22 protein-coding genes are annotated in these 23,271 nt (G+C 38.5%); 15 read left to right on the top strand and 7 right to left on the bottom strand.

The genetic code is table 11. The annotated features are described in order from the left end of the window. Genes LRP81_RS03830 through LRP81_RS03820 form a run of 3 tightly spaced genes read right to left on the bottom strand, consistent with a single transcriptional unit; the run spans position 1 to position 2,351 of the window. Positions 1-732, bottom strand: a complete 732-nt coding sequence (locus tag LRP81_RS03830; RefSeq protein ID WP_230499934.1) for a hypothetical protein — start codon at positions 730-732, stop codon at positions 1-3. Further along, the gene (locus LRP81_RS03825; protein WP_230499933.1) at positions 710-1,399 is read right to left on the bottom strand and encodes a phosphate propanoyltransferase; all 690 of its coding nucleotides are present in this window, start codon (positions 1,397-1,399) and stop codon (positions 710-712) included. Before LRP81_RS03825 ends, LRP81_RS03830 begins: the two co-directional genes overlap by 23 nt. Continuing rightward, positions 1,353-2,351: a sugar-binding transcriptional regulator gene (locus tag LRP81_RS03820; RefSeq protein WP_230499932.1), complete on the bottom strand. Its 999-nt coding sequence runs from the start codon at positions 2,349-2,351 to the stop codon at positions 1,353-1,355. The genes LRP81_RS03825 and LRP81_RS03820 overlap by 47 nt, the downstream gene beginning before the upstream one ends. 428 nt (positions 2,352-2,779) lie before the next feature. Between LRP81_RS03820 and LRP81_RS03815 the strand changes: the two genes are divergently transcribed. Then, positions 2,780-3,382 carry a GNAT family N-acetyltransferase gene (locus tag LRP81_RS03815; protein ID WP_230499931.1) on the top strand — a complete coding sequence of 201 codons (603 nt, stop codon included), beginning with the start codon at positions 2,780-2,782 and terminating at the stop codon, positions 3,380-3,382. Positions 3,383-3,558: 176 nt separating this feature from the next. Here the strand turns inward: LRP81_RS03815 and LRP81_RS03810 are convergent, their stop codons facing one another. The 4 genes from LRP81_RS03810 to LRP81_RS03795 form a co-directional block, all read right to left on the bottom strand. Further along, positions 3,559-4,512, bottom strand: a complete 954-nt coding sequence (locus LRP81_RS03810) for an ABC transporter permease (protein ID WP_230499930.1) — start codon at positions 4,510-4,512, stop codon at positions 3,559-3,561. Positions 4,513-4,515: 3 nt separating this feature from the next. Further along, positions 4,516-5,601: an ABC transporter permease gene (locus LRP81_RS03805; protein WP_230499929.1), complete on the bottom strand. Its 1,086-nt coding sequence runs from the start codon at positions 5,599-5,601 to the stop codon at positions 4,516-4,518. Beyond that, positions 5,598-7,121 carry an ABC transporter ATP-binding protein gene (locus LRP81_RS03800; protein WP_230499928.1) on the bottom strand — a complete coding sequence of 508 codons (1,524 nt, stop codon included), beginning with the start codon at positions 7,119-7,121 and terminating at the stop codon, positions 5,598-5,600. The genes LRP81_RS03805 and LRP81_RS03800 overlap by 4 nt, the downstream gene beginning before the upstream one ends. Positions 7,122-7,249: 128 nt before the next feature. Next, complete coding sequence (locus tag LRP81_RS03795; protein ID WP_230499927.1) at positions 7,250-8,368, bottom strand: BMP family lipoprotein; 1,119 nt, start codon at positions 8,366-8,368, stop codon at positions 7,250-7,252. Positions 8,369-8,700: 332 nt separating this feature from the next. Between LRP81_RS03795 and rluF the strand changes: the two genes are divergently transcribed. From rluF to LRP81_RS03725, 14 genes are all read left to right on the top strand, one after another. Continuing rightward, the gene (gene rluF, locus LRP81_RS03790) at positions 8,701-9,417 is read left to right on the top strand and encodes a 23S rRNA pseudouridine(2604) synthase RluF (protein ID WP_230499926.1); all 717 of its coding nucleotides are present in this window, start codon (positions 8,701-8,703) and stop codon (positions 9,415-9,417) included. Positions 9,418-10,070: 653 nt separating this feature from the next. Then, complete coding sequence (locus tag LRP81_RS03785; protein ID WP_230499925.1) at positions 10,071-11,177, top strand: ABC transporter ATP-binding protein; 1,107 nt, start codon at positions 10,071-10,073, stop codon at positions 11,175-11,177. Continuing rightward, positions 11,167-11,970: an ABC transporter permease gene (locus LRP81_RS03780; RefSeq protein ID WP_230500121.1), complete on the top strand. Its 804-nt coding sequence runs from the start codon at positions 11,167-11,169 to the stop codon at positions 11,968-11,970. The genes LRP81_RS03785 and LRP81_RS03780 overlap by 11 nt, the downstream gene beginning before the upstream one ends. Beyond that, a complete protein-coding gene (locus LRP81_RS03775; protein ID WP_230499924.1) occupies positions 11,971-12,774 on the top strand; it encodes an ABC transporter permease in 804 nt (267 codons plus the stop codon). After that, positions 12,771-13,844 (top strand): ABC transporter substrate-binding protein, encoded by a 1,074-nt coding sequence (locus LRP81_RS03770; protein ID WP_230499923.1) that lies wholly within the window; start codon positions 12,771-12,773, stop codon positions 13,842-13,844. Before LRP81_RS03775 ends, LRP81_RS03770 begins: the two co-directional genes overlap by 4 nt. Positions 13,845-14,248: 404 nt before the next feature. After that, entirely contained in the window at positions 14,249-14,947 is a 699-nt protein-coding gene (locus LRP81_RS03765) for a response regulator transcription factor (RefSeq protein WP_230499922.1), read from the top strand. Continuing rightward, on the top strand, positions 14,940-15,944 hold the full coding sequence (locus LRP81_RS03760) for a sensor histidine kinase (RefSeq protein WP_230499921.1): 1,005 nt from the start codon (positions 14,940-14,942) through the stop codon (positions 15,942-15,944). Before LRP81_RS03765 ends, LRP81_RS03760 begins: the two co-directional genes overlap by 8 nt. A 96-nt stretch (positions 15,945-16,040) precedes the next feature. Beyond that, a complete protein-coding gene (locus tag LRP81_RS03755) occupies positions 16,041-16,805 on the top strand; it encodes an ABC transporter ATP-binding protein (protein WP_230499920.1) in 765 nt (254 codons plus the stop codon). Continuing rightward, a complete protein-coding gene (locus tag LRP81_RS03750; RefSeq protein WP_230499919.1) occupies positions 16,795-18,717 on the top strand; it encodes an ABC transporter permease in 1,923 nt (640 codons plus the stop codon). Before LRP81_RS03755 ends, LRP81_RS03750 begins: the two co-directional genes overlap by 11 nt. Before the next feature lie 138 nt (positions 18,718-18,855). Next, complete coding sequence (locus LRP81_RS03745; RefSeq protein WP_230499918.1) at positions 18,856-19,485, top strand: DUF4004 family protein; 630 nt, start codon at positions 18,856-18,858, stop codon at positions 19,483-19,485. A 1-nt stretch (position 19,486) separates the two neighbouring features. Further along, positions 19,487-20,143, top strand: a complete 657-nt coding sequence (locus tag LRP81_RS03740; protein WP_230499917.1) for a hypothetical protein — start codon at positions 19,487-19,489, stop codon at positions 20,141-20,143. A 16-nt stretch (positions 20,144-20,159) separates the two neighbouring features. Then, a complete protein-coding gene (locus tag LRP81_RS03735) occupies positions 20,160-20,870 on the top strand; it encodes a polymer-forming cytoskeletal protein (protein WP_230499916.1) in 711 nt (236 codons plus the stop codon). A 556-nt stretch (positions 20,871-21,426) separates the two neighbouring features. Further along, positions 21,427-22,272 carry an ABC transporter ATP-binding protein gene (locus LRP81_RS03730; protein ID WP_230499915.1) on the top strand — a complete coding sequence of 282 codons (846 nt, stop codon included), beginning with the start codon at positions 21,427-21,429 and terminating at the stop codon, positions 22,270-22,272. Then, complete coding sequence (locus LRP81_RS03725) at positions 22,223-23,152, top strand: iron-hydroxamate ABC transporter substrate-binding protein (protein ID WP_230499914.1); 930 nt, start codon at positions 22,223-22,225, stop codon at positions 23,150-23,152. The genes LRP81_RS03730 and LRP81_RS03725 overlap by 50 nt, the downstream gene beginning before the upstream one ends. Positions 23,153-23,271: the final 119 nt, after the last annotated feature.

Genomic DNA, 23,271 nt, shown 5'->3' with positions numbered 1-23,271 from the left:
TCAAGGAGTGTGTTTAGAATTCTTTTTGATATGTACTTGGAGCGCTCTTGCCATATCTTTTGCAACTGGCGTTATCTTGCTATTTTCTGGTACGATAATTTCATTTCGCCTCTCCCTACTCGCCTTTTCAATATGTTTTGCAAGAATGAGGGGCTGTCTTTCTTGAAATTGCTCATGTTCTTCCTTTGCAACCTTAGCGACTTGCTCTAATGAAACCCACTTTACTTTTTCGGATTGGATGGTACGAATATTTCGCTGAAGTTTCTCCTGAAGGGAGTAAGGAGCAAGAACCTGCTGATATACCCCTAGCTCTACCTCGTCGTTAGCAATAATAATCGGTTTCCCAAGCAATTGAAATTGAATAGCAGTCGTTAATTCTTTGTCATCATCTATCATTAAAGCTAGCTTTGTTACTAGTTGGAAGGAAGCCACAGGGAAGATAAGCAAGTCAGTATTACTCCATAATTGTTGCAAATCTTCATTAGTAGCATTCTTCAATAAGAGGATTTCTTTATTATCGAGTGCACTTGCCCATTCTTTCGACGCGACCACAGTTACTTGAAAAGATTCTTCTATTTCTGCAATCGCTTTCAAAATTTCGTGTTTTTTAGAAGATGAATAGGTTAATAGAACAGTAATAGCAGGTTTGATTTCCTTATTACTAGTTTGTTTTTGCATATGAGCTTCAACGGCTTCTTTCACTAACTTTCTAACTGTTTCCTTTACATCCACAACCACAGCCCCCTTCCGCTGTTTCGGTACAGTAGACGGCGATTAGTTCACCAAGCGTTCCATTACTGATGTTAGCTGCATTGGCTTCATCCAAATCGATATGCATTTCTAGACTGTACTTTTCAGAGACCCTAATTAAAACGTTAGAAAAGGTAGTAGCTCTTTCTCCATTCACTTTAATGTCCACCAAGTTCCCATTCTTGACACCAAGCCGGATGCTATCATCTGGATGCATGTGAATGTGACGTGAAGCGCAGATCAAGCCTTCTTCCAATCGTAGTTGTCCCCTTGGTCCCATAAGCGTAATAGATTCCGATCCCGCAATGTCACCTGATTGTCGAATTGGAGGCTTCACACCAAGCGTATATCCGTCAAAAAGGGAAATTTCCACTTGCGTCGCACCTCTGGCAGGTCCAAGAACCCGAACATTTGCTATTCTTCCTTTGGGACCTATTAGAGTGACGGTTTCTTTTGCTGCAAACTGATTGGGCTGTGAGAGATCCTTTTGTTTCGTTAACTCATATCCTCTGCCGAAAAGCCGTTCCACATGTTCAGGAGACAGATGAACATGACGATTGGAGACTGCGATCGGTATCTGTTTCTCGGGTACTTGGAGGGTGTTACGCACCACTTCTTGGACTAGCGCCTTGATTCTCGCTCGTTCCATCTTTGTCCTCCCCCATTTCTAACAGTGCTTTTGCAGTATATTGATCTGTTATTAATACGTTGGCATACTGTCCATTTAAAGCACCTAGTATTCCATCAATCTTCTTGTTCCCACCTGCCACCAAGATACTGTATTCTTTTTCAGCAAGTTGAGATAGTTCAATTCCAATCGTTCGGTCATTTAGAGATTGATTGCTAATATGCCCATTTTTGTCGATAAATCTCGAACAAATGTCAGCAACCGTTTCATTTCTTTTCAGTATTTCAACATCATTTTCCAAAAAATATCCTGCTCTCATCAACGTTGACTGTTCACCAGCTTCACCTACTGTATATATAGCGATGTTTGCTTTTTTACCTAATTCCAATACTTTATTAATATGCCTGTCCGCAACAATTGCTTGCTTAACTACAGGATGGTCCACAACAGCCGGCACTGGCAGAAAATGTGGAGTAGTATGGAATGCGGCAGCTAGGCCATTAATAATATCAGAAGCATGTGTGTTTAATTCCGAATAACTCACTCCACCATTCAACTGCACTATTTCTACATCATGCACACTTTTAGGACTAAGTTGTTGAGAAAGCTGATAAAGAGTTGTTCCCCAAGTGATTCCGATCGTGTCACCGTTTTGGACAATGCCATATAAATATTCTGCTGCGGCTTCACCAAGCTTACCTTTAATATGACCATCTTCGTAGGTTGGAACAGACGTGACTACACAGTCTTTCAATCTAAACCTTTCTTTTAGTTGCAAAGAAAGTCCATTTACATCTTCTGTAGGGTCACATATTTTGATATGTACTACTCCATCCTGTTTTGCCTGATCGAGCAATCTGGATACAGTAGGACGGGAAACTCCGAGCTTTTTGGCAATTTCCTGTTGACTGTAATTGAATAAATAATACATTTTAGCCACTTCAACTAGCCGCGCGATTTTTTCATTTTGCATATCCATTTCACCTAGTTTTAAAATTATGTTCATTTCACACTTACTAAATTGCCAAAAAAACAGAAGATTCTTGTTGGGGTTTTTGGAAATAAATTTCTGAAAGCGCTTTAATTAAACTTTTGCAATATTCACCTTGAACATTTGTTAACTCCATTATAAACCTACTAAAAATTCTGTCAATGCATTTAATTTTGAATTATTAAATAAAGGATCGTTAGCTTTGGCTGTCTAATTATTGGTTGTGGTGTACTTTTTGTCTAGCGAAGCATTCTGAATTTACTTCTTATGGTATTATACTTACGGAAGTTTTCAGCTTTAGAGGTAAGCTTAGTGAACATTGATTGAAACGCCAATAGGTGAGTCATATATTAAAGAAACTTAATCTATTAGATTTTATCGATATTAATATAGTTTGAAAGGAGATAGTAATGGTAAATTATTTTGGCACACCTCAAATAGAAACTGATAGGTTAATCCTTAGAAAAATGGTGCTGTCTGATGCTAATAAGGCTTATGATCACTGGCTTTCAGACGAAAGGGTATCGGACAATCGGGTCAGTGCGGCACACAAAACCGAATTAGAAACAATTAGGCGGATAGAAAAGATAGTAAGTAATTATCCTAATAAAGATTTTTGTTGGTGGGCTATTGAGCGGGAGGCTGACAACGAATTGATTGGTGAAATCGATTTGTATGACTTCGACAACACTACCGGAAACTGTGAGGTAAGTTATACGGTTGGATTCCATTGGTGGAACCAAGGGTATGGGACCGAAGCATTAATGGCAGTTGTAGAGTTCGGTTTCCTACATATGAACATACACAAAATCGCTGCAGCACATAACATGGATAATCCGGCATCTGGAAAAGTGATGAATAAGGTAGGAATGGTTCAAGAAGGTATCATCAGACATAAAATTCGTAATGCCAAGAATCAATACAAAGACTGTGCTATTTATGGCATACTTCAAGAGGATTATTTTATGAAAAATGAGAAGGACCAAAATTGTATACTATCAATAGCAAAATAAACAGCTAGATAATATTTCTTGCATGAAGAAAATCGAAAAAAGCGAGGCGAAAACTCTTCTGGTTAGTTTCATTTATTTAACCTGGGACCCGGTTAATCTTTACACAACGGACGAGTTGTCTCCTTTTATCTCATGCAAAAGGCACCCGCTTAAAAAGCGAGTGCCTGTAAAAGTCCTTATCGTTTTCCAGAATCAAATGGCTCTCCAACCGCTTTTGGCGCTTGAGAGGATTTGGAGAAAATAACAAGAGCTATCAATGTTACCACATATGGGAACACTTTCAGAATGACTGGCGGTATCACAGCCAATGTCGGGATAACTTGTGAAACGTTTGCGATGGTTGTCGCAAATCCGAAGAATAACGTTGCTGCAAGGACTCCAAGCGGTTTCCACTGACCAAAAATCAAGGAAGCAAGTGCCAAGAATCCAAGACCTGCTACAGTACCTGTGAATTCTCCACCAAACGTTACAATGATAATTGCTCCTCCAAGACCAGCGAAAGCACCAGAGATCATGACACCGATATAGCGCATTTTCTTTACACTGATACCTGCGGCTTCTGCTGCATGTGGATGCTCCCCACATGAGCGAAGACGAAGCCCAAATGGCGTTTTATAAAGTACAAAGGTGCTAATAAGTAAAATCGCCAGGATCACCCAGGTTGTCGCATAGGTTCTAGTGAATAGTAAGTTTCCGATAATCGGTAAGTCCGATAAAAATGGAACATCAAAAGGTTTTAGTCCACTGCTAATACGAATGTTTCCACTGCCTGTAATATTACGAGCCAAGAATACTGTAATGGCTCCTGCTATCATATTGATGGCAGTACCGCTGATGATTTGGTTAGCACTAAGGTTAATACTTGCAAAGGCATGAAGAAGGGAAAATAATAAGCCCACCAAGGTAGCAACAATAAGTCCGATCCAAATTGCTTTTTGCTGACCAGGCATAATCTCCTGCATCTTCAAAATGACAAGTGCGCCTGTAAAGGCCCCAACTACCATTAATCCTTCTAAACCGATATTTACTACACCACTTCGTTCACTAAATAACGCTCCAAGCGCTGTAATCAAAAGAGGGATAGTAAAGAGAATCGCATAAGGAGCTATTTGTTGAATGATAGTCCACATACCTTATTCCTCCTCCTTCTTCTGATCCGTTGTTTGCGTAATGGTTGATTTTCTATTCTTCTTTTTATTATTAAAATAACGAATTAAACGTTCTATTAAGATACTTGTTGCTGCAAAATAAATGATAATTGCAATGATAGAGTCGGCAATTTCAGGCGGGATATCCGTCATAGCATTCATGAATCCACGACCGGAGTAAAGAAGCCCGAAGAATATCGCTGCCAACAACACTCCAATACCGGTGTTTGCTCCAAGAAGCGCCACTGCAATTCCATCAAAACCTTGTGTAGGTAAAATCCCGATTTGAATACTTGTAGCGTTACCGGCATAAAATGCTACTCCTCCAAGACCAGCAAGTCCCCCGGCAATCAGCATAGACGTGATAATACTTCTATTAACGGCAATACCCGCATATTCTGCAGAATCACGGTTGTATCCAACAGCTTTTAACTCATAACCAAGTGTAGTTTTATTAATAATGAAAGAGAAAATGATTACCGCTATTGCTGCAATAAATAATCCCATGTTTATATAAGAACCATCAAACATATCCGTTAAAATCGGCGTACGTAAAGATGCTGCGTCAGGCAATTTTTTGGATTCTGTCTCCAAAAACTCACCTTTAAAATAAGCAGGTACCGCATAATAAACTGTCCAATAGGCAACCCAGTTCATCATAATGGTGGATACTACCTCGTGAACATTGAATTTTGCTTTTAAAAGTCCTGGAATAAACGCCCAAAGTGCTCCTCCAAGGAAACCTGCAACTACCATCGCTAGTAATAATAGCGGTCTAGACAAATCAAAAGTCAGTCCGACAGCCACTGCACAAAAACCACCAAACAGCATTTGTCCGGCTGCTCCGATATTGAACAATCCAGTTCTAAAAGCAAAGGCAACAGAAAGTCCAGTAAATATTAACGGAGTGGCAGTAGCCAAAGTGTTCCCTATCCTTGACAGGTTCTTTAACCCGCCTTCAAACAGAAATTTATAACCCTCAATAGGGTTGTTACCTGTGATTGCCATTAATACCGCACCTGCAATTAAGCCGAAAAGGACAGCAAGTAACGAGATTATGCCATTTCTCATTCTTCTTCCCCCTTCATCACGCCTGCCATCATCAGACCAAGTTCGTTTTCGTTTGTTTCTTTTGCATCCACGATTCCGACTAATTGGCCATTGTTCACAACAGCAATACGATCTGAAACATTGATTACTTCATCTAATTCAAGTGATACAAGCAAGACAGCTTTCCCTTTATCTCGTTGTTCCACTAGTCTTTTGTGGATGTATTCAATAGAACCAACGTCTAATCCACGCGTAGGCTGAACCGCAATCAACACCGTAGGGTCAAGTTCAATTTCCCGACCAATTACTGCTTTTTGCTGGTTACCACCTGATAATGAACGGGCAATGGACTTACCACCTTCACCTGAACGCACATCAAAGCTTTTAATGATATGATCCGCATGTTTTCTAATCGCGGGAAAATTAAGGAATCCGCGTTTGGAGAAAGGCTTTTTATGATACAATTCCAAAACCATATTTTCTTCGATCGTATAATCAAGAACAAGTCCATGTTTATGGCGGTCTTCCGGAATATGGGCAATTCCATTGGCAATTCTTGATCGAACCGGCATTTTCGTAATGTCTTTTCCTTCAAAAAGAATCTTTCCGGAATCAGCCTGCGTTAGGCCGGTAATACTTTCTACGATTTCCGACTGTCCATTTCCATCTACTCCTGCAATACCAAGGATTTCTCCTTTTTTCAGCTCCAAGGACATGTTTTTAAGGGCAACCACATCCTTGCCGCGCTTCACAGAAACGTCCTCCATTTTAAGAACCACTTCACCTGGAGTTGCTTCTGTTTTACTCACTTTAAAGTTAACTTCTCGCCCTACCATCATTTCGGCCATTTTTTCTTTACTTGTTTCGGCCACAGTCACAGTACCAATTGTCTTTCCTCTTCTGATAACGGTGCAACGGTCAGCCATCGCTTTGATTTCTTTTAGCTTGTGCGTGATGATAATAATGGATTTGCCTTCTTTAATTAAGTTCTTCAAAATTTTCCCGAGCTCTTCTATTTCTTGAGGGGTAAGCACCGCGGTAGGCTCATCTAGAATCAAAACATCTGCTTGTCGATAAAGCATTTTCAGAATCTCTACACGCTGCTGCATTCCAACGGAAATATCTTCAATTTTGGCATGAGGATCCACATTCAGCCCATACTTTTTGGATAGCTCTTCTATCCTTTTGCTGGCTGTTTTTTTATCAAGTACGTACAGATTATGCAATTCAGAACCAAGCATAATATTTTCAGTCACCGTAAAGTTACTAACTAATTTAAAGTGCTGATGTACCATACCAATTCCAAGCTTTGTTGCGACGTTCGGGTTGGCAATTTTCTTTTCTTTGCCGTTGATTTTAATGGATCCCCTATCCGGTTGATACATTCCGAACAAAATTGCCATTAGCGTTGATTTCCCAGCACCATTTTCACCAAGTAGGGCATGAATTTCCCCTTGCTTAAGACGAAGTGTAATATCATCATTGGCAACTATTCCAGTAAATTCTTTCCGGATATTGAGCATCTCCACTACATAGTCCATCGAGCGATTCTCCCTTATTTTCGATTTTTATCCTAAGAGGACAGACAACTAACCTCTGACGTTGTAGGCATCAAAAAAGGCGGGACAACCCGCCTTTTTCTATTTATCTATGCCTTGCTTATTTTGAATTACTTAATTAAATCGCCTTGCACACCAGATACAACTACTTCTCCAGACTTAATCAATTCAAAGATCTCGTCCACTTTAGAAGTTGTTTCATCGCTTAGGTTTGGATTTTCTGCTGGAAGTCCAACACCGTCATTTTTCGCATCAAATGTTAAAGTTTCGCCACCTGGGAACTTCCCATCGATTTCCGCTTTAATCATATCAGCTGCTGCATGGTCGATTTTCTTAACCGCTGAAGTCAAGATAACAGATTCCCCGTTGTCCATTTTTCCTTCTTCGTATTGGTCAACGTCTACTCCAACCATCCATACATCATCTCCGCCACCAACGCGAGTTTTCGTTTCGTTGATAGCTCCAACGCCAACTCCACCAGCTGCTGCGAAGATTACATTTACACCACGATCAAACATTGCTGCAGCAATTTGTTGACCTGCTGCCACATCATCAAAAGTACCTTGGTATACTACGTTTTCTGCTTTGATTGATACATTTGTATCTAAGTTTTCATTTGCATATGCAATTCCTTGTTGGAAGCCCCAGTTGAATTTTTGAACTGGAGGAATTTCCATACCACCGATAAATCCAGCTTCTCCTTCTTTAAGCTCAAGAGCCGTTGCAACACCTGCAAGGAATCCAGCTTCGTGCTCAGCAAAGAAGATAGAAACAGTGTTTTCTGCCACTACAGGGTTGAAATCACCATTATGTGGAGATCCATCGATTAATACAAATTTTGCATCTTCATATTGACTTTGTGCTTGAAAAATTGCTGTTTCAAATTTGAATCCAGGGGTTACAATAAATTTAAAGTCTGCATCATACAGGTTTGTAATTTCTTTCATGTAGTCAGCTTCAGTTGTACCAGCTGGCTTTAAGTATTTCTTTGTAATACCGTAATCATTTTCAGCTTGTAAAATCCCATTCCAAGTACCTTCGTTAAAAGATTTATCATCGATTGTACCTGCATCTGTTACCATTCCTACTAACATATCAGATCCGCTTCCATCTCCGGAACCAGAACCATTTGACCCATTAGAACTGTTAGAACCGTTTGTTCCACAACCTACTAGAAAGATCATCGTTGTTAAAACCATGATGATCGTTGCAATTAAACCCTTTTTCATGTCTTAACTCCCCCAAAATTTAAAAATATTAGTAAACTGAAAACCCTTACTATCAATACTATATTCCTAATCTACCAATATTTCAATATATGTTTTTTAAAGATGAACAAATTTTCAACAACAAAAGAACCTAGTTCAAAAAAGTGTCGGAAAATCACAGATAAATCCTAGGTTTCTAATTTAGAGATTGTCAAATATGGTATAAATTTCATGCGATTTCCTCTCTAGACTCCAACGATTTTTTTCACCTCTCCTTTTCTCTTTTCTCAATTTGTAAGGCTCTCTTCTTTTATAGTACTATTAAGTATAATGTAAATTTTTATCGTAAGGACGTGTTTACACTGCGTATCAATAAATTTATTAGTGATTCTGGTGTGGCTTCAAGACGTGGAGCAGATAAGCTAGTTGAAGAAGGTAGAGTGAAAATTAATGGTCGTGTTGCCAAAATCGGTGCACAGGTCCACCCAGGGGACGAAGTGATGGTGAATGGCCAGACCATTCGCATTGCCCGCGACAATGTTTATATCGCACTTAACAAACCTATAGGAATAACTTCCACAAGTGAAAAAAGTGTAAAAGGGAATATTATCGATCTTGTTAATCACCCTCTCCGTTTATCACATATCGGACGTTTGGACAAAGAATCAGAAGGATTAATTCTGTTAACAAATGACGGTGACATTATCAACGAAATACTTCGCCCGGAAAACAAGCATGAAAAGGAATACATTGTATCTGTTGATAAACCAATAACTCCAGAGTTTGTAAAGAGCATGTCTGAGGGGGTTTCTATCCTTGGAACCAAAACCTTACCATGTAAAGTCGATCAATTGTCAAAGTTTGATTTTCAAATAATTCTAACCCAAGGCCTGAATAGGCAAATACGCCGTATGTGCGCAGAACTAGGCTACGAAGTATTGCGTCTCCAACGGACAAGAATTATGAATATCCATTTAGGTAATCTCCCCATGGGACAATGGCGAGACTTAACTAAAAAAGAGAAGCGTCAGCTTTTTGCAGAATTGGACTATGAACCAAAAGAATGGTGAGTACTTTTAAGTAGGCTGCCCTAAAAGTCATCTTTTGATGGCTGATGGGTGGTTTTTTTTGTGGAGGTGCGGACGTGGTTTCTAAAAAATCAAATTAATTATTACGAAATTTAAACCAAGGAAGAACACTTCTTACCGACGAATTGGATTTAACGACAGAAACACCTGGTTTTTGGTGTTGTAGGGGGTTGTTTAGATGGCAACTGGAGTACTTTTGAAAGTGCCTGTAGTTTTATCGACGGTTACGCCTTGCATATCGACGAAAACAACCAACTTATCGACATAAATGGGAGTTTATCGACGAAAACACGCTACTTATCGACGGCACGACACATACCGACAAATTTAGCCACCCCTTTCCTCTCCACCCCCTCTCTGAATTCTTGAATCCCCTTCCATAAATCAATCCTTTCAACCGCCAATTTTCTCCATCCGAATTTTTCCGTAAAAAACAAATGTCGTTTTTTTGACAATTCATGTATAATTGTTCCGAATCACGTATTAATATTCTACTAATCTCTTATTTAAATAGGCTCTTTTCTGATAGATTGACCTTAGCGAGGATGTGCAACAAGTGCTATATTGTTGCAAGCCCCTCACAAATTAAGGAAACAGCCTTTAAACATAATCACATCTTATATAAGGAGGTTGCTATGAGCAGCACAATAATTCAGTTTAAGAATGTTAGTAAACAATACGATAATGATCCGGCAGTGCTGGAGAATGTCAGCTTTGATATTGAGCGTGGGAAATTTTACACTCTTTTAGGACCATCAGGATGTGGAAAAACAACCATTCTTCGATTGATTGCTGGATTTACTGAGGCAAGTGTTGGGGAGATCTTTTTTGATGGAAAAAAAATCAATGAAGTTCCTGCCAACAAGCGTCAGGTAAATACAGTGTTTCAAGATTATGCATTATTTCCTCATCTAAATGTGTTTGAAAATGTCGCGTTCGGTCTTCGGATTAAAAAAATGAACAAAAGTGACATCCAAAAGAAAGTAACGGAAGCTTTAAGCTTTGTTAACCTTCAAGGCTTTGAAACAAGGGAAATCACTGAAATGTCTGGTGGTCAAAGACAACGTGTTGCGATTGCCAGAGCAATTGTTAATGAGCCGGAAGTAATTCTCCTCGATGAACCGCTTTCCGCTTTGGACCTAAAGTTACGTACGGAAATGCAATATGAATTACGCGAATTGCAGCAACGCCTTGGAATCACCTTTATTTTTGTAACGCATGATCAGGAAGAAGCATTGGCTATGTCTGATGAAATCTTCGTACTTAATGAAGGAAAAATAGTTCAAAGCGGAACACCAACTGATATTTATGATGAGCCGATCAACCGCTTTGTAGCAGATTTTATCGGGGAATCCAATATCGTGGAAGGAGCAATGATCCAGGATTATCTAGTGGAATTCGCAGGAAAACAATTTGAATGCGTGGACAAAGGATTAAAGCCGAACGAAACAGTAGAGGTTGTGATTCGCCCTGAGGATCTGGCCATTACGACTCCTGAAAACGGAAAATTGCAAGTGCGTGTGGATTCTCAGCTTTTCAGAGGTGTACACTACGAAATCAGCAGTTATGACCAAGACGGAAATGAATGGTTAGTCCATTCCACTAAAAAGGCCACTGTTGGTAATCAGATCGGTCTATATTTTGACAAAGAAGCAATCCATGTCATGAGGATCGGGGAATCTGAAGAAGAGTTTGACCGTCGTCTCGAAGGATATGCGGACGGAGAGAGCCATGGAAAATAGAGTCACGCGGAATCTATATGTCATCCCATATGCGCTCTGGATCGCATTCTTTGTAATTGCACCAATAGCTCTTGTTCTTTACTATTCATTTTTTAATATCGAGGGTGTTTTGTCCCTTGAAAACTATCAAAAGTTCTTTACTCCCGTCTATTTAAAAATGACACTTAGTTCCTTTTGGTATGCTTTTTTAATCACTGCTTTTACATTGTTGATCGCCTATCCAACTGCTTTGCTTTTAACAAGAACACGCCATAAATACCTATGGCTATTGTTACTAATTGTTCCTTCTTGGATCAATTTATTGTTAAAAGCGTATGCCTTTTTAGGTATTTTCAGTACGTACGGGGTAGCGAACAGCTTTTTAGAGATGATCGGAATCGGCTCCAAGCAAATACTATTTACGGACTTCAGCTTTGTTTTTGTTTCCGTTTATATCTTTATTCCATTTATGATATTGCCAATTTTTAACGCATTGAATGAATTAAATCCTACTCTTGTTGATGCAGCTAGAGACTTAGGCGCCTCAAAATGGACAACCTTCAGGAGAGTCATTCTTCCATTAACGATGGACGGGGTAAAAGTTGGTTGTCAAATTGTCTTTATTCCAGCTCTATCCTTATTCATGCTAACAAGATTAATTGCAGGTAACCGGGTAATTACCCTTGGTACCGCTATTGAGCAGCATTTTCTTGTCACACAGGATTGGGGAATGGGGTCAACCATTGCTGTCTTTTTAATCATCATCATGTTCTTGTTCATGCGTGTAACAAGTAGCAGAAAGCGAGGTATATAGATGGACAAAAGAATATCTCCCTTTTCTAAACTATTTTTAATCATTATTTTTGCTATTTTATATTTACCGATTTTCTTTCTCATCTTTTATTCATTTAACAGCGGTGGTACCATGCATAATTTTGAAAGCTTCACTTTTGATTGGTACTTGGAACTGTTCAGTGATACAAGATTATTGATTATTGTCTTAAATACACTCCTAATCGCTCTGTTATCAGCACTAATATCAACTATCATCGGAGTTATGGGAGCAATCGCTATCTATTCTTTTAAAAATAGAAGAACCAAAAACTCTATCCTATCTTTAAATAATGTTCTGATTGTCAGCCCAGATGTTATCATCGGTGCTTCCTTCTTAATATTATTTACGATGGCTGGCATTAAATTAGGAATGTTTTCTGTACTACTCTCTCATATCGCCTTCTGTATCCCTATTGTGGTATTGATGGTGCTGCCAAAATTACTTGAGATGAGTCCTACCTTAATTGATGCAGCAAGAGATTTAGGTGCAAGTCGTTGGGATGTTACAAGAAAAGTAGTCCTCCCATATATTACACCAGGTATATTTGCGGGGTTCTTCATGGCGTTGACCTATTCGCTAGACGACTTTGCTGTCACATTCTTTGTGACAGGGAACGGATTCACTACGCTTTCCGTTGAAATCTATTCACTAGCAAGAAGAGGAATCGCTCTGAATATAAACGCCCTTTCAACGTTACTATTCTTGTTTACCATCATTTTGGTCATTGCGTACTATTTCATAACAATCCGGAATAAACCAACAGGAATGGGGGTTAGAAGATGAAGAAATTAATTCAAGCCTTCCTTGCCATTTCTTTGATATCTTCCATTTTATGGTACTCTATTATTGAGTTGAATTCTTCACAGGGATATTCCAGTGGTAACACGTTGACGATTTATAACTGGGGTGACTATATCAATATGGATGTGGTCCGTCAGTTCGAAGATGAAACAGGCATCCGAGTGATTTATGAGACATTTGACTCCAATGAAGCAATGAAAACAAAAATTGAACAAGGCGGTACTACCTATGACATCGCCGTTCCATCCGAATATATGATTGATAAAATGATTCAGGAGGATCTCTTAATTCCACTTGATCATTCAATGCTTCCGAATCTAGAAAACATTGATGAACGGTTCATGGATCTGCCATTTGATCCAGAAAATAAATATTCCGTTCCTTATTTCTGGGGTACGGTAGGAATCGTTTATAACCCCTCCATGATTGACGGAAAAGAAATTACTAGCTGGAATGACTTATGGGATGAGGATCTTAAAAATGAAATCCTCTTAGTAGACGGTGCCCGTGAAGTGATGGGAATGGGTCTGAATAGCCTCGGTTATTCCTTGAACGATACGAACAAAGACCATCTTTTAGAGGCGAAAAAGAAGTTGGATTCCTTAACTCCAAACATCAAAGCAATCGTAGGCGATGAGATCAGAATGCTGATTGAAAACGAAGAATCTGCAATTGGACTTGTCTGGTCCGGTGTAGCAGCAGAGCTTATGTGGGAAAACGAAGATTTGGAATACGTCGTCCCAATTGAAGGCTCCAACTTATGGTTTGATAATATGGTCATCCCAAAAACAGCAAGAAACGTGAATGCAGCCCATCAGTTCATCAACTTCATTCTGGACGCTGAGGTTGCAGCAGAAAATACAGACTACGTTAGCTACTCCACACCAAATAAGGCTGCCTTGCCTCTATTGGATGAGGAACTGACAGGGGATGAACGCTTCTACCCTTCTCCTGAACTAACGGAAAAGCTAGAAGTATATGAAAACCTCGGAAAACGTAATCTCGCTTATTATAATGAATTATTTTTAGAATTTAAGATGCATCCGAAATAAAAAGTTGGCGTCATCACATTAGTTGTGGTGGCGCTTTTTCATTGGGGATTCTGCATAGATATATTGGGAGTTATGCTCCAACTTTGCGGGTTCTGCCCACCTTTGATGATTTCACGCGAACCTTTAGTGATTCCCCGGATACCTTTGATGATTTCCCACAAACCTTTGGAGATTTCCCGGAATCCTTTGGTGGTAATCGACATTTCTTTGATGATTGTCCTTCTCCCTTATGAATACCAATAGCTTATAAAGCATTACCCCTGTCATTTCCCCCCTTCTTTGCAGATTCAGCTCATATGTTCTCCCACAAACTTCCCACCAACCCCCAATGCCTCCAGCTTAGCACGCAGCCTTATTTTAAGTTAAAATAGAAGGAAGAATTTTCTTTTGTGGTGGTGGAGAAGATGTTTAAGATATTAGTCATAGAAGATGATGCGACCTTGTTCGGAGAAATAAAGGATAGGTTGTCCCAGTGGTCTTATGAAGTGTATGGTATTGAAAATTTTGATAAAGTACTTGATGCCTTTACGGATATTAATCCTGACCTTGTAATCATTGATATTCAGCTTCCAAAATATGATGGTTTTCATTGGTGTCGGATGATTCGGAATGTATCTAAAGTACCGATCGTTTTCTTATCATCACGAGATCATCCTACAGATATGGTGATGAGTATGCAGCTTGGTGCAGATGATTTTGTTCAGAAGCCCTTTCATTTTGATGTTCTTATTGCGAAAATACAGGCTATCCTTCGACGAGTGTATAACTATAGTACAACTAAACCAACGATAAAAACTTGGTGTGGTGCCACTATCGATTATGAGAAAAACAGTATCTCAAACAGTCTTGGTGTAATTGAATTGACAAAGAATGAATTCTTTATCCTTCAATTGCTTATTGATCAAAAGAATACCATTGTTAGTAGGGATGAGTTGATGGATCGTTTATGGGATGATAAGCGATTTATTAGTGATAATACGCTAACGGTAAATATTAATCGCCTAAGAAAGCAATTAGACAAGCTCGAATTAGGTAAATATATTGAGACAAAGGTCGGGCAAGGATATATTGCATTAGAAAAGGAGCCTTCCTCCTATGATTAAGGTATTTTTGAAAGAGCGATGGAGTTGGATAGCGTTCTTTGTGTTTATGCACTTTTTCATTCTATTAGTAGCCTACTTGGATGTCTCCATTGCTATTTCTTCTATTCTTTATATCATTTTTTTAAATAGCATTCTTTTTTTCTTATTTTTATTTTCCCGGTATCAGCGTGAAGTCGCTTTCTTCAAAGAGCTGGCAGAATTAAATGAAGAGTCGGGTTTTTCGGAGTTGAGCAGCGCATCACGACCTTTTGAAAAAATGGTAGAGATTTCTTTAAATGAATATTCGGACCGACTAAAAAGGAATTATCGTACCCAGTTATCCTATTTAGAAGATGAAAAGGATGAATTGCTTGCTTGGATTCATGAAGTGAAAACGCCTATGACTGCGATGAAGCTGATGATTGATCGAATGGAAGATAAGCAGTTGAAAAAGCAACTCACCTATGAATGGCTGCGAATTCATCTTCTTCTTGACCAGCAGCTTCATCGTAAAAAAATCCCCTCTATCCAAAATGATCTTTTCATGGAAACTGTGGACGTGGAGGAGCTTATTTTTGCTGAGCTAAGAACTCTTCAATCCTGGTGTATACAAAAAGGACTTGGGTTTGAGGTGGAATTAACTGATAAATTAGTGATTAGTGACAAAAAGTGGCTATCTTTTATTCTACGCCAAGTTTTATCTAATGCAGTTAAGTATAGTGAACTAGGGGATATAGAAGTGAAGAGCATCGTTGAAAGCGACCAAATGCAGCTTTCTATAAAAGATAATGGCAGAGGAATAACTCCTCGTGATTTACCACGAATTTTTGATAAAGGCTTTACTTCTACCATTTCAAATCAAACTCCTGCTGCTACAGGAATGGGACTGTTTTTAACCAAAAAAGCTGCAGACGCCCTATCTATTGGTATTAAAGTAGAATCAGCACCAAATGCAGGCTCAACTTTCACACTTATCTTTTCTAAAAAGAATGAATTTACGGGGGTATGGAGCATGTGACAAAAATGTCACACGCTCCTTTATTTTGTAAGATGAATCGAAGGATAAAGGGCTAGTGGCGCTTTATACTAGAATTAACAAAGGAGCGTGAGAGGCATGGCAGTCTTAAAAGCAATCAATATTCGTAAAAGTTACGGTAATAAATTTAATAAACAGGAAGTTTTAAAGGGAATTAATTTAGAGTTGCAAGAAGGAGAATTTATTAGCATTATGGGTGCTTCCGGTTCGGGGAAAACAACGTTATTAAACGTTCTTTCTTCTATAGATAAGGTATCTGACGGAAACATCCAAATTAATGGCACAGAAATTACCTCCTTAAAAGAGAAAAAGTTAGCTGAGTTTCGAAAACACCATCTTGGCTTTATTTTTCAGGAGTATAATTTGCTTGATACACTGACTGTAAAGGAAAATATCCTTCTTCCCTTGTCGGTTGCAAAGGTATCAAAGAATGCGGCTAATCAAACATTTAATAAAGTGGCAGAAGAACTTGGCATATATGATATTAAGGATAAATATCCTAACCAGATTTCTGGAGGACAAAAACAAAGAACCTCTGCAGCGCGAGCTTTCATACATGAGCCTACCATTATTTTTGCTGATGAACCAACAGGTGCTCTTGATTCTAAATCAGCATCAGACCTATTGAATAAACTAAGTGATTTAAATCAAAAACGTAAGGTCTCCATTATTATGGTGACACACGATCCAGTTGCTGCAAGTTTTTGTAGTCGGGTTGTTTTTATAAAAGATGGACAGGAATACACGCAATTGGTGAAAGGAAATGAAAGTAGACAAAACTTTTTTAAGGATATCATTCGTACACAAGAGGTACTGAGTGGGGTGCAGCAGCATGAGCATTAATCGACTCATCTGGCAGAACTTAAAGCAAAACGCTAAAAGTTATTCCTTGTATGTATTTTCATTGATTTTTACCGCTGCCCTCTATTTTACATTTGTCACCTTACAATATGATCCGTCAATGGACGCAACAAAAGGCTCTATTAGAGGTGGCGGAGCTTTAAAAGCAGCTTCCGTTCTATTAATTGGTATAGTGACTGTATTTCTTTTGTATGCAAATACAATTTTTATTAAGCGTAGAAGTAAAGAGATAGGATTATTCCAATTGATTGGTATGACCAAAGGAAAGATCTTTAGAATATTAACGTTGGAAAACTTCATTCTGTATTTTTCTTCTATTGCAGCTGGTATTCTTGTCGGTTTTTCCTTTTCAAAATTAATCTTGCTGATTCTATTCAAGGCAACTCAAGTTGATGATGTAGCCCGGCTAAGCTTTTCAACGGATGCACTGTTCCAAACATTCATTTTATTTACTGGAGTCTATTTTTTAATCATGTTGATGAATTACCTGTTTATTAAAAAACAGACAATTCTATCACTATTTAGAGTTCAATCGACTTCTGAAGGAATAGTAAGGCGAATCTCCTTTTGGGAAATTGTAATTGGTCTCGTCGGCATAGCGCTTGTGAGTTCCGGATATTATGAATCATCCAGATTGTTCAATAAAGACTATTCCACTGACCTAGGGATATTCTTAACAATGCTATATATCTTAGGTTCTGTTATTTTAGGAACATACTTTTTCTATAAAAGCTCTGTGCGTTTAATTTTTCACCTTATTCGCAAGAAAAAAGATGGGTATCTTTCCATTCGAAGCACCCTATCACTATCTTCTATCATGTTTCGAATGAAAACAAATGCGTTTTTACTAACGATTATTACGACTGTTTCAGCACTGGCAATAGGGTTGCTTTCGTTAAGCTATATATCCTATTACTCTGCACAAAGCACCGCACAAAAAAGCGTACCGAATGATTTTGTTTTTTATGAAAACAGCGAATGGGAAACATTCACAGAAGCTTTACGTCATGCTGACATCCCTTATAGCAGTATAGAAATACCTGTTTACAAAGGCTCTGTAAATGCAGAAAATATAACTTCCACAAAAATGGAAGGCATTAATGTTGATATAACTTCTCTTGAATTAGCTATTATTAGTGAAGAGAATGCACCAAACATTTCGTTAAATGATGGAGAGGCTATTTTTGTTAATAAATCACCTATTATGGAAACCCTCTTAACCTTTGACAAACCAGGGGAAATGGAAATGGCTCTGGGAGATACACAAATCCCTTTCATGTACTTAGGGACAGAAGATGAATATTTAATTTCGAATAGATTCACCATAAGTGGTTTTCCCGTTATGGTGGTAGATGAAGCATCATTTGATACTATTGAAAATGTAGCAACACCATCTATGTATTATGGAATTGATATTAATGAGGGTGGTCAGTTACAGGAAGCAAACCAGATTTTCTTTAACTTTGGTTTAGATGATGAGAACAATTCACAGCAAGACTATTTTCAAGAAATGCGAAACTCTCTAGGTCTGACCATGTTTATCGTTGGATACCTTGGACTAGCTTTCCTCATATCTTCAGGATGTATCCTTTACTTTAAGCAAATGGATGAAAGTGAAGAAGAACAGCCAAATTATACGATCTTACGAAAACTAGGATTTACTGAAATGGATTTATTAAAAGGAATTCAGTTTAAACAGCTCTTTAATTTTGGTATTCCGTTATCTTTCGGCTTAATGCACAGCTACTTCGCCGTTAAGTCAGGATGGTTTTTCTTCGGAACGGAAATGTGGACCCCAATGGTTATAGTCATGTTGATCTATACTATTCTCTATTCTATTTTTGGGATGTTATCCATTCTCTACTATAAGAAAATTATTAGAAAAGCACTTTAAATAAAGGCAGACTTAATAAAACAGAGCAGTGAGCCTATAAATTGGTAAGCTGCACTGTTTTTTATTTTTTATGTTTACAAACGTAACAATGTTATGTTACGTTTGTTTTAGCACAAATAAATATTGGAGTGGTATCAAATGGAAGAACAACTTATCTCCAAAAAGGATCTTTTAGACGAAGCAGATATCTCATATGGTCAGTTGTATAGATGGAAACGCAAAGAGCTCATCCCGGAAGATTGGTTTGTCCGCAAATCTACCTTCACTGGACAAGAAACGTTCTTTCCTAAAGAAAAGATTCTGGCCCGTATTAACAAAATCAAAGAACTTAAAAACGACTTATCGCTTGATGACCTTGTGGAAGTCTTTTCACCTCAAAGTAGTCAGCAGTTTGATCGAACACAGCTTTTCAAATGTAACATTGTTACAGAAAGTACTTTATCCCTCTTTCCAGAATTAATTGGAGATAAAGAACTTTTCTCTTTTCACGACATTCTATACCTCTATATCACCCACAAGTCTCTCACTGAAGGAGAGATAGGCATGAATGAAGCAACACTTTTACTCGAAACCATGCAGCAAAAGAATACAAATGAAATTAAAAGTGCTCGGGCGATACTTGCGAGAAAGATGGGAATGGCTATCGTAATCCTTACCGAGAAAGAATCTAATGTTCAGCTTGATAAGCATTCAAAGGTGATCGTGGACATTTCCTTGGAAGATCAAGCTCAGGAAGTGAAAAACCTGTTATTTTTAGGAGGAGTGTAGAATGGCAACTAGTACTCTTAAAGACATAAAGATTATGGGAGAAGGTACATATCCTGGTGGTACCTATAAGAAAGTACGAATCAACGGTCAAGGGAAAATAAACGGAAATCTTGAATGCAACAAGATCAAAATTTTCGGTGATTCTAGATTTAATGGAGATGTAAAGGTACAAGAATTCTCTCTGTTCGGTGCTGGACATGTAAAAGAAAGTCTTGATGGCAGCACATTTGAAATATTCGGAAGCCTTGATGTAGGCAAAAAGGTGACGGGAGATGTTTGTTCTGTAAGAGGTAGTTTATCTTCTGTCGATGCCATTGAGATGGATAAGCTGACTGTAAATGGCGGACTGCGCTCAGAAGGTTTATTAAATGTTGGAGAATTGACTATGAAACTCGGTCATTTCACTAGCCGTGTGAAGGAAATTGGCGGTGAAAAAATAACGATAAAAGGGAAAAGGGTTAACTTGTTCGGGAAACAGCAGGAGTTAGTAGCAGACAGCATTGAAGGAGACCGTATTTATTTGGAGTTTACAACGGCAAAAGTAGTTAGGGGAAATAAAATAACTCTCGGACGCGGTTGTAACATTGATCATTTAGAATATAGGCAACAGTTCAAAGCGCACAAAACTTCTAGTGTAGGGAATGTATCACGCATCTAACAAGGGGGATAACGGTATGGAAGACTTAGTATTGAATGGGAGCAGTAAAATAGGCGGGGGCTCGTTTCATCATGTTGAAATAAATGGTGCTGGAACAGTGGAAGGTGATCTCGAATGTGCACGTCTCGTATGCAATGGAGCTGGAAAAGTATCAGGTGATGTCATAGCAAAGGAAGCTATCTTTAAAGGAAGCACACGAGTATCTGGGGATATGCATTCCAAAGAGGTAGTGATTAATGGACATGGTTCCATTAGTGGTGACTTAATAACCATGCAGCTTGAATGTAATGGAGCTGTCACGGTCAACGGGAATATTAAAGCTGAAAATATACAGTTAAATGGGTTAACAAAAGGTGGAGCAGATATAGAAGGCGAAAATGTGGAGGTAGATGGAGTCCTTCAACTTCAAGGCTTATTAAATGCAGACAACATTAAAATAAACTTAGAAGGCAAATCTTTCGCAAAAGAAATCGGTGGAGGTTCCATCTCTGTCAAAAGAAGAAACTCACTCTCCCTGTTGGAGAAATTAAAGCTTGGGTTCAGTAAAACGTTAGAGGTGGAGCTTATTGAAGCAGATAATATTTATCTTGAGCACACAAAAGTTTCTATTGTCAGGGGGAACAGCATTACGCTTGGACCAGGCTGTGACATTGACATGGTAGAATACCAAAATGAGTTCCAATCCCATAAAGACTCAAAAGTAAAAGAAAATAAGAAGACAGAATAGCAGCCTAAGCTAGCGTTTACCTTACTATCAATGGATGGTGGGGTTTTTTTATGAGTAAATGAACTGATTTTTACCTAGTTGTTGCTGCGATTGATAGGCTGGGATTTATTTTTGTAGGAGTCGGATTAATAATTGATTATTTAGGATGTAATAATGCAGATTCCGGATTTAATATTGCCCATGTCGGATTAATTCCCTTTCCACTACCTATTGAAATGCGAGTGACAACCCTATCTTCTTGCCTTTTGTCATGAGCTTAATTTTCCGCACGAACTAGCCTTGATTTCGCACCAACTGCCCAATTTCAGCACCCACTTCTAGGTTTCCTGCATCCATTCAAAATTTCCACAGCCTACGCGCCTCCCACATTTAATGAAAATGTCCAAAAACCAACCTCAACAAATCTCTCCTCTAGAAGAACAGTACTTGCGGTCATATTTTTAACAAAATATTCATTGACTTTTCAAATAGATGCTCTTATAGTAATACATGTAGCGATATTGATAATCATTATCACTTGATGAAAATAAACTTATTTAGACTTGGGGGGTACATTATGGTTCGCCTACATACGAAAGAACTTAACATTGGCTATGGTGAACGTAACATCATAAAAGACCTTTCTGTAGAAATCCCAGATAAAAAAATCACCACCATTATTGGTTCCAACGGCTGCGGCAAATCTACACTTTTAAAAGCAATTACCCGTATTATTGCGCATCAATCAGGTTCTATAATGTTAGATGGTCAGGAAATTGCAAGAGAAAACACGAAATCACTTGCGAAGAAAATGGCCATTCTACCTCAAACACCTGAAAGTGTAGGTGGATTAACAGTTGGAGAGCTTGTTTCCTATGGTCGTTTTCCCTATCAAAAAGGGTTTGGACGATTAACTAAAAGGGATTATGAAGTAATTGACTGGGCACTTGAAGAAACAGGAACTAGTGAGTTTAAATACCGTTCGGTTGATTCCCTTTCAGGTGGACAGCGGCAGCGTGTATGGATTGCCATGGCTCTTGCTCAGGAGACTGAGATCATTTTCCTTGACGAGCCTACTACGTATCTCGATATGGCCCATCAATTAGAAGTGTTAGAGCTTTTACAACGACTTAATCGCCAGCAGAAGCGCACCATTATTATGGTCCTTCACGATTTAAACCAAGCTGCCCGCTTTGCTGATTACTTAATTGCTTTAAAAGATGGAAATATCGTTAAAGCAGGAAGTTGTGAAGATGTCATCACTCGGAGCGTGCTTAGAGATGTATTCCATATTGATGCCGAAATAGGCCGTGACCCCCGAACAAATAAACCAATGTGTATAACATATAACTTACTTAAAGGAGAAACAAATAATGAAGAAACTTATGATTCCATTCGTATTCCTGCTCTTACTGGTAGTTAGTGCATGCGGGAATTCCAATACAAATGAAGGTAATGAGGGTACAGAAGGTAACAACTCCAATACTGAAACAATTACTTATCAAGCTGAAACTGGAGCTATCGAAGTACCTGCCGATCCACAGAGAGTAGTTGTACTGAATTCATTTGTAGCCGGTAATGTTATGGCCCTTGGTGCAAACATTGTTGGAGTAGATACTTGGGCAAAAGACAACCCTCGCTACCAAGAATATATTGAAAATGCAGAGGTAGTTTCTGATCAGGATTTAGAAAAAATTATTGAATTAGATCCAGACTTAATTATTACTGCTTCTAATACAAATAATCTTGATAAGCTTGGTGAGATTGCGCCAACTGTTGCTTATACGTACGGTAATGTTGATTACTTAACACAACACATCGAAGTTGGAAAGCTACTAAATAAAGAAGAAGAAGCTAAAAATTGGGTAGATGATTTCAAAACTCGTGCTGAGCAAGCAGGTGAAGAAATCCGCGCTAAAATTGGTGAAGATGCTACCGTATCGGTAATAGAAAACTTCGATAAGGAGCTATATGTATTTGGAGACAACTGGGGACGTGGAACCGAAATCCTTTACCAGGAAATGAAATTACAAATGCCTGAAAAGGTGAAGGAAACAGCATTAAAAGATGGTTATTTCGCGTTATCCTTTGAAGTGCTTTCTGATTTTGCCGGAGATTACATGATTTTCAGTAAAAATTCTGAAGGTGATACTTCCTTCCAGGAAACAAATACCTACAAGAACATCCCGGCTGTGAAAAATGGCCAAGTATTTGAAGCAGATGCAAAGGAATTCTATTTCAATGATCCAATTTCCCTAGATTTCCAGCTACAATTCTTTAAAGATAGCTTTTTAGGAAATTGATAAATCTGTAAGGGACCTCTTCTTTTTAAAGGTCCCTATTATTTTATAAAATTTAAATTCCCGTTACTGACTGCTTATTTCCTGCATTTAGTAAAAAAAACGTTAAAAAGATCCTATAA

It is taken from the genome of Sutcliffiella rhizosphaerae (assembly GCF_917563925.1).
Classification (GTDB): domain Bacteria; phylum Bacillota; class Bacilli; order Bacillales; family Bacillaceae_I; genus Sutcliffiella_A; species Sutcliffiella_A rhizosphaerae.
This window is presented reverse-complemented; position numbering and strand designations above follow the sequence as displayed.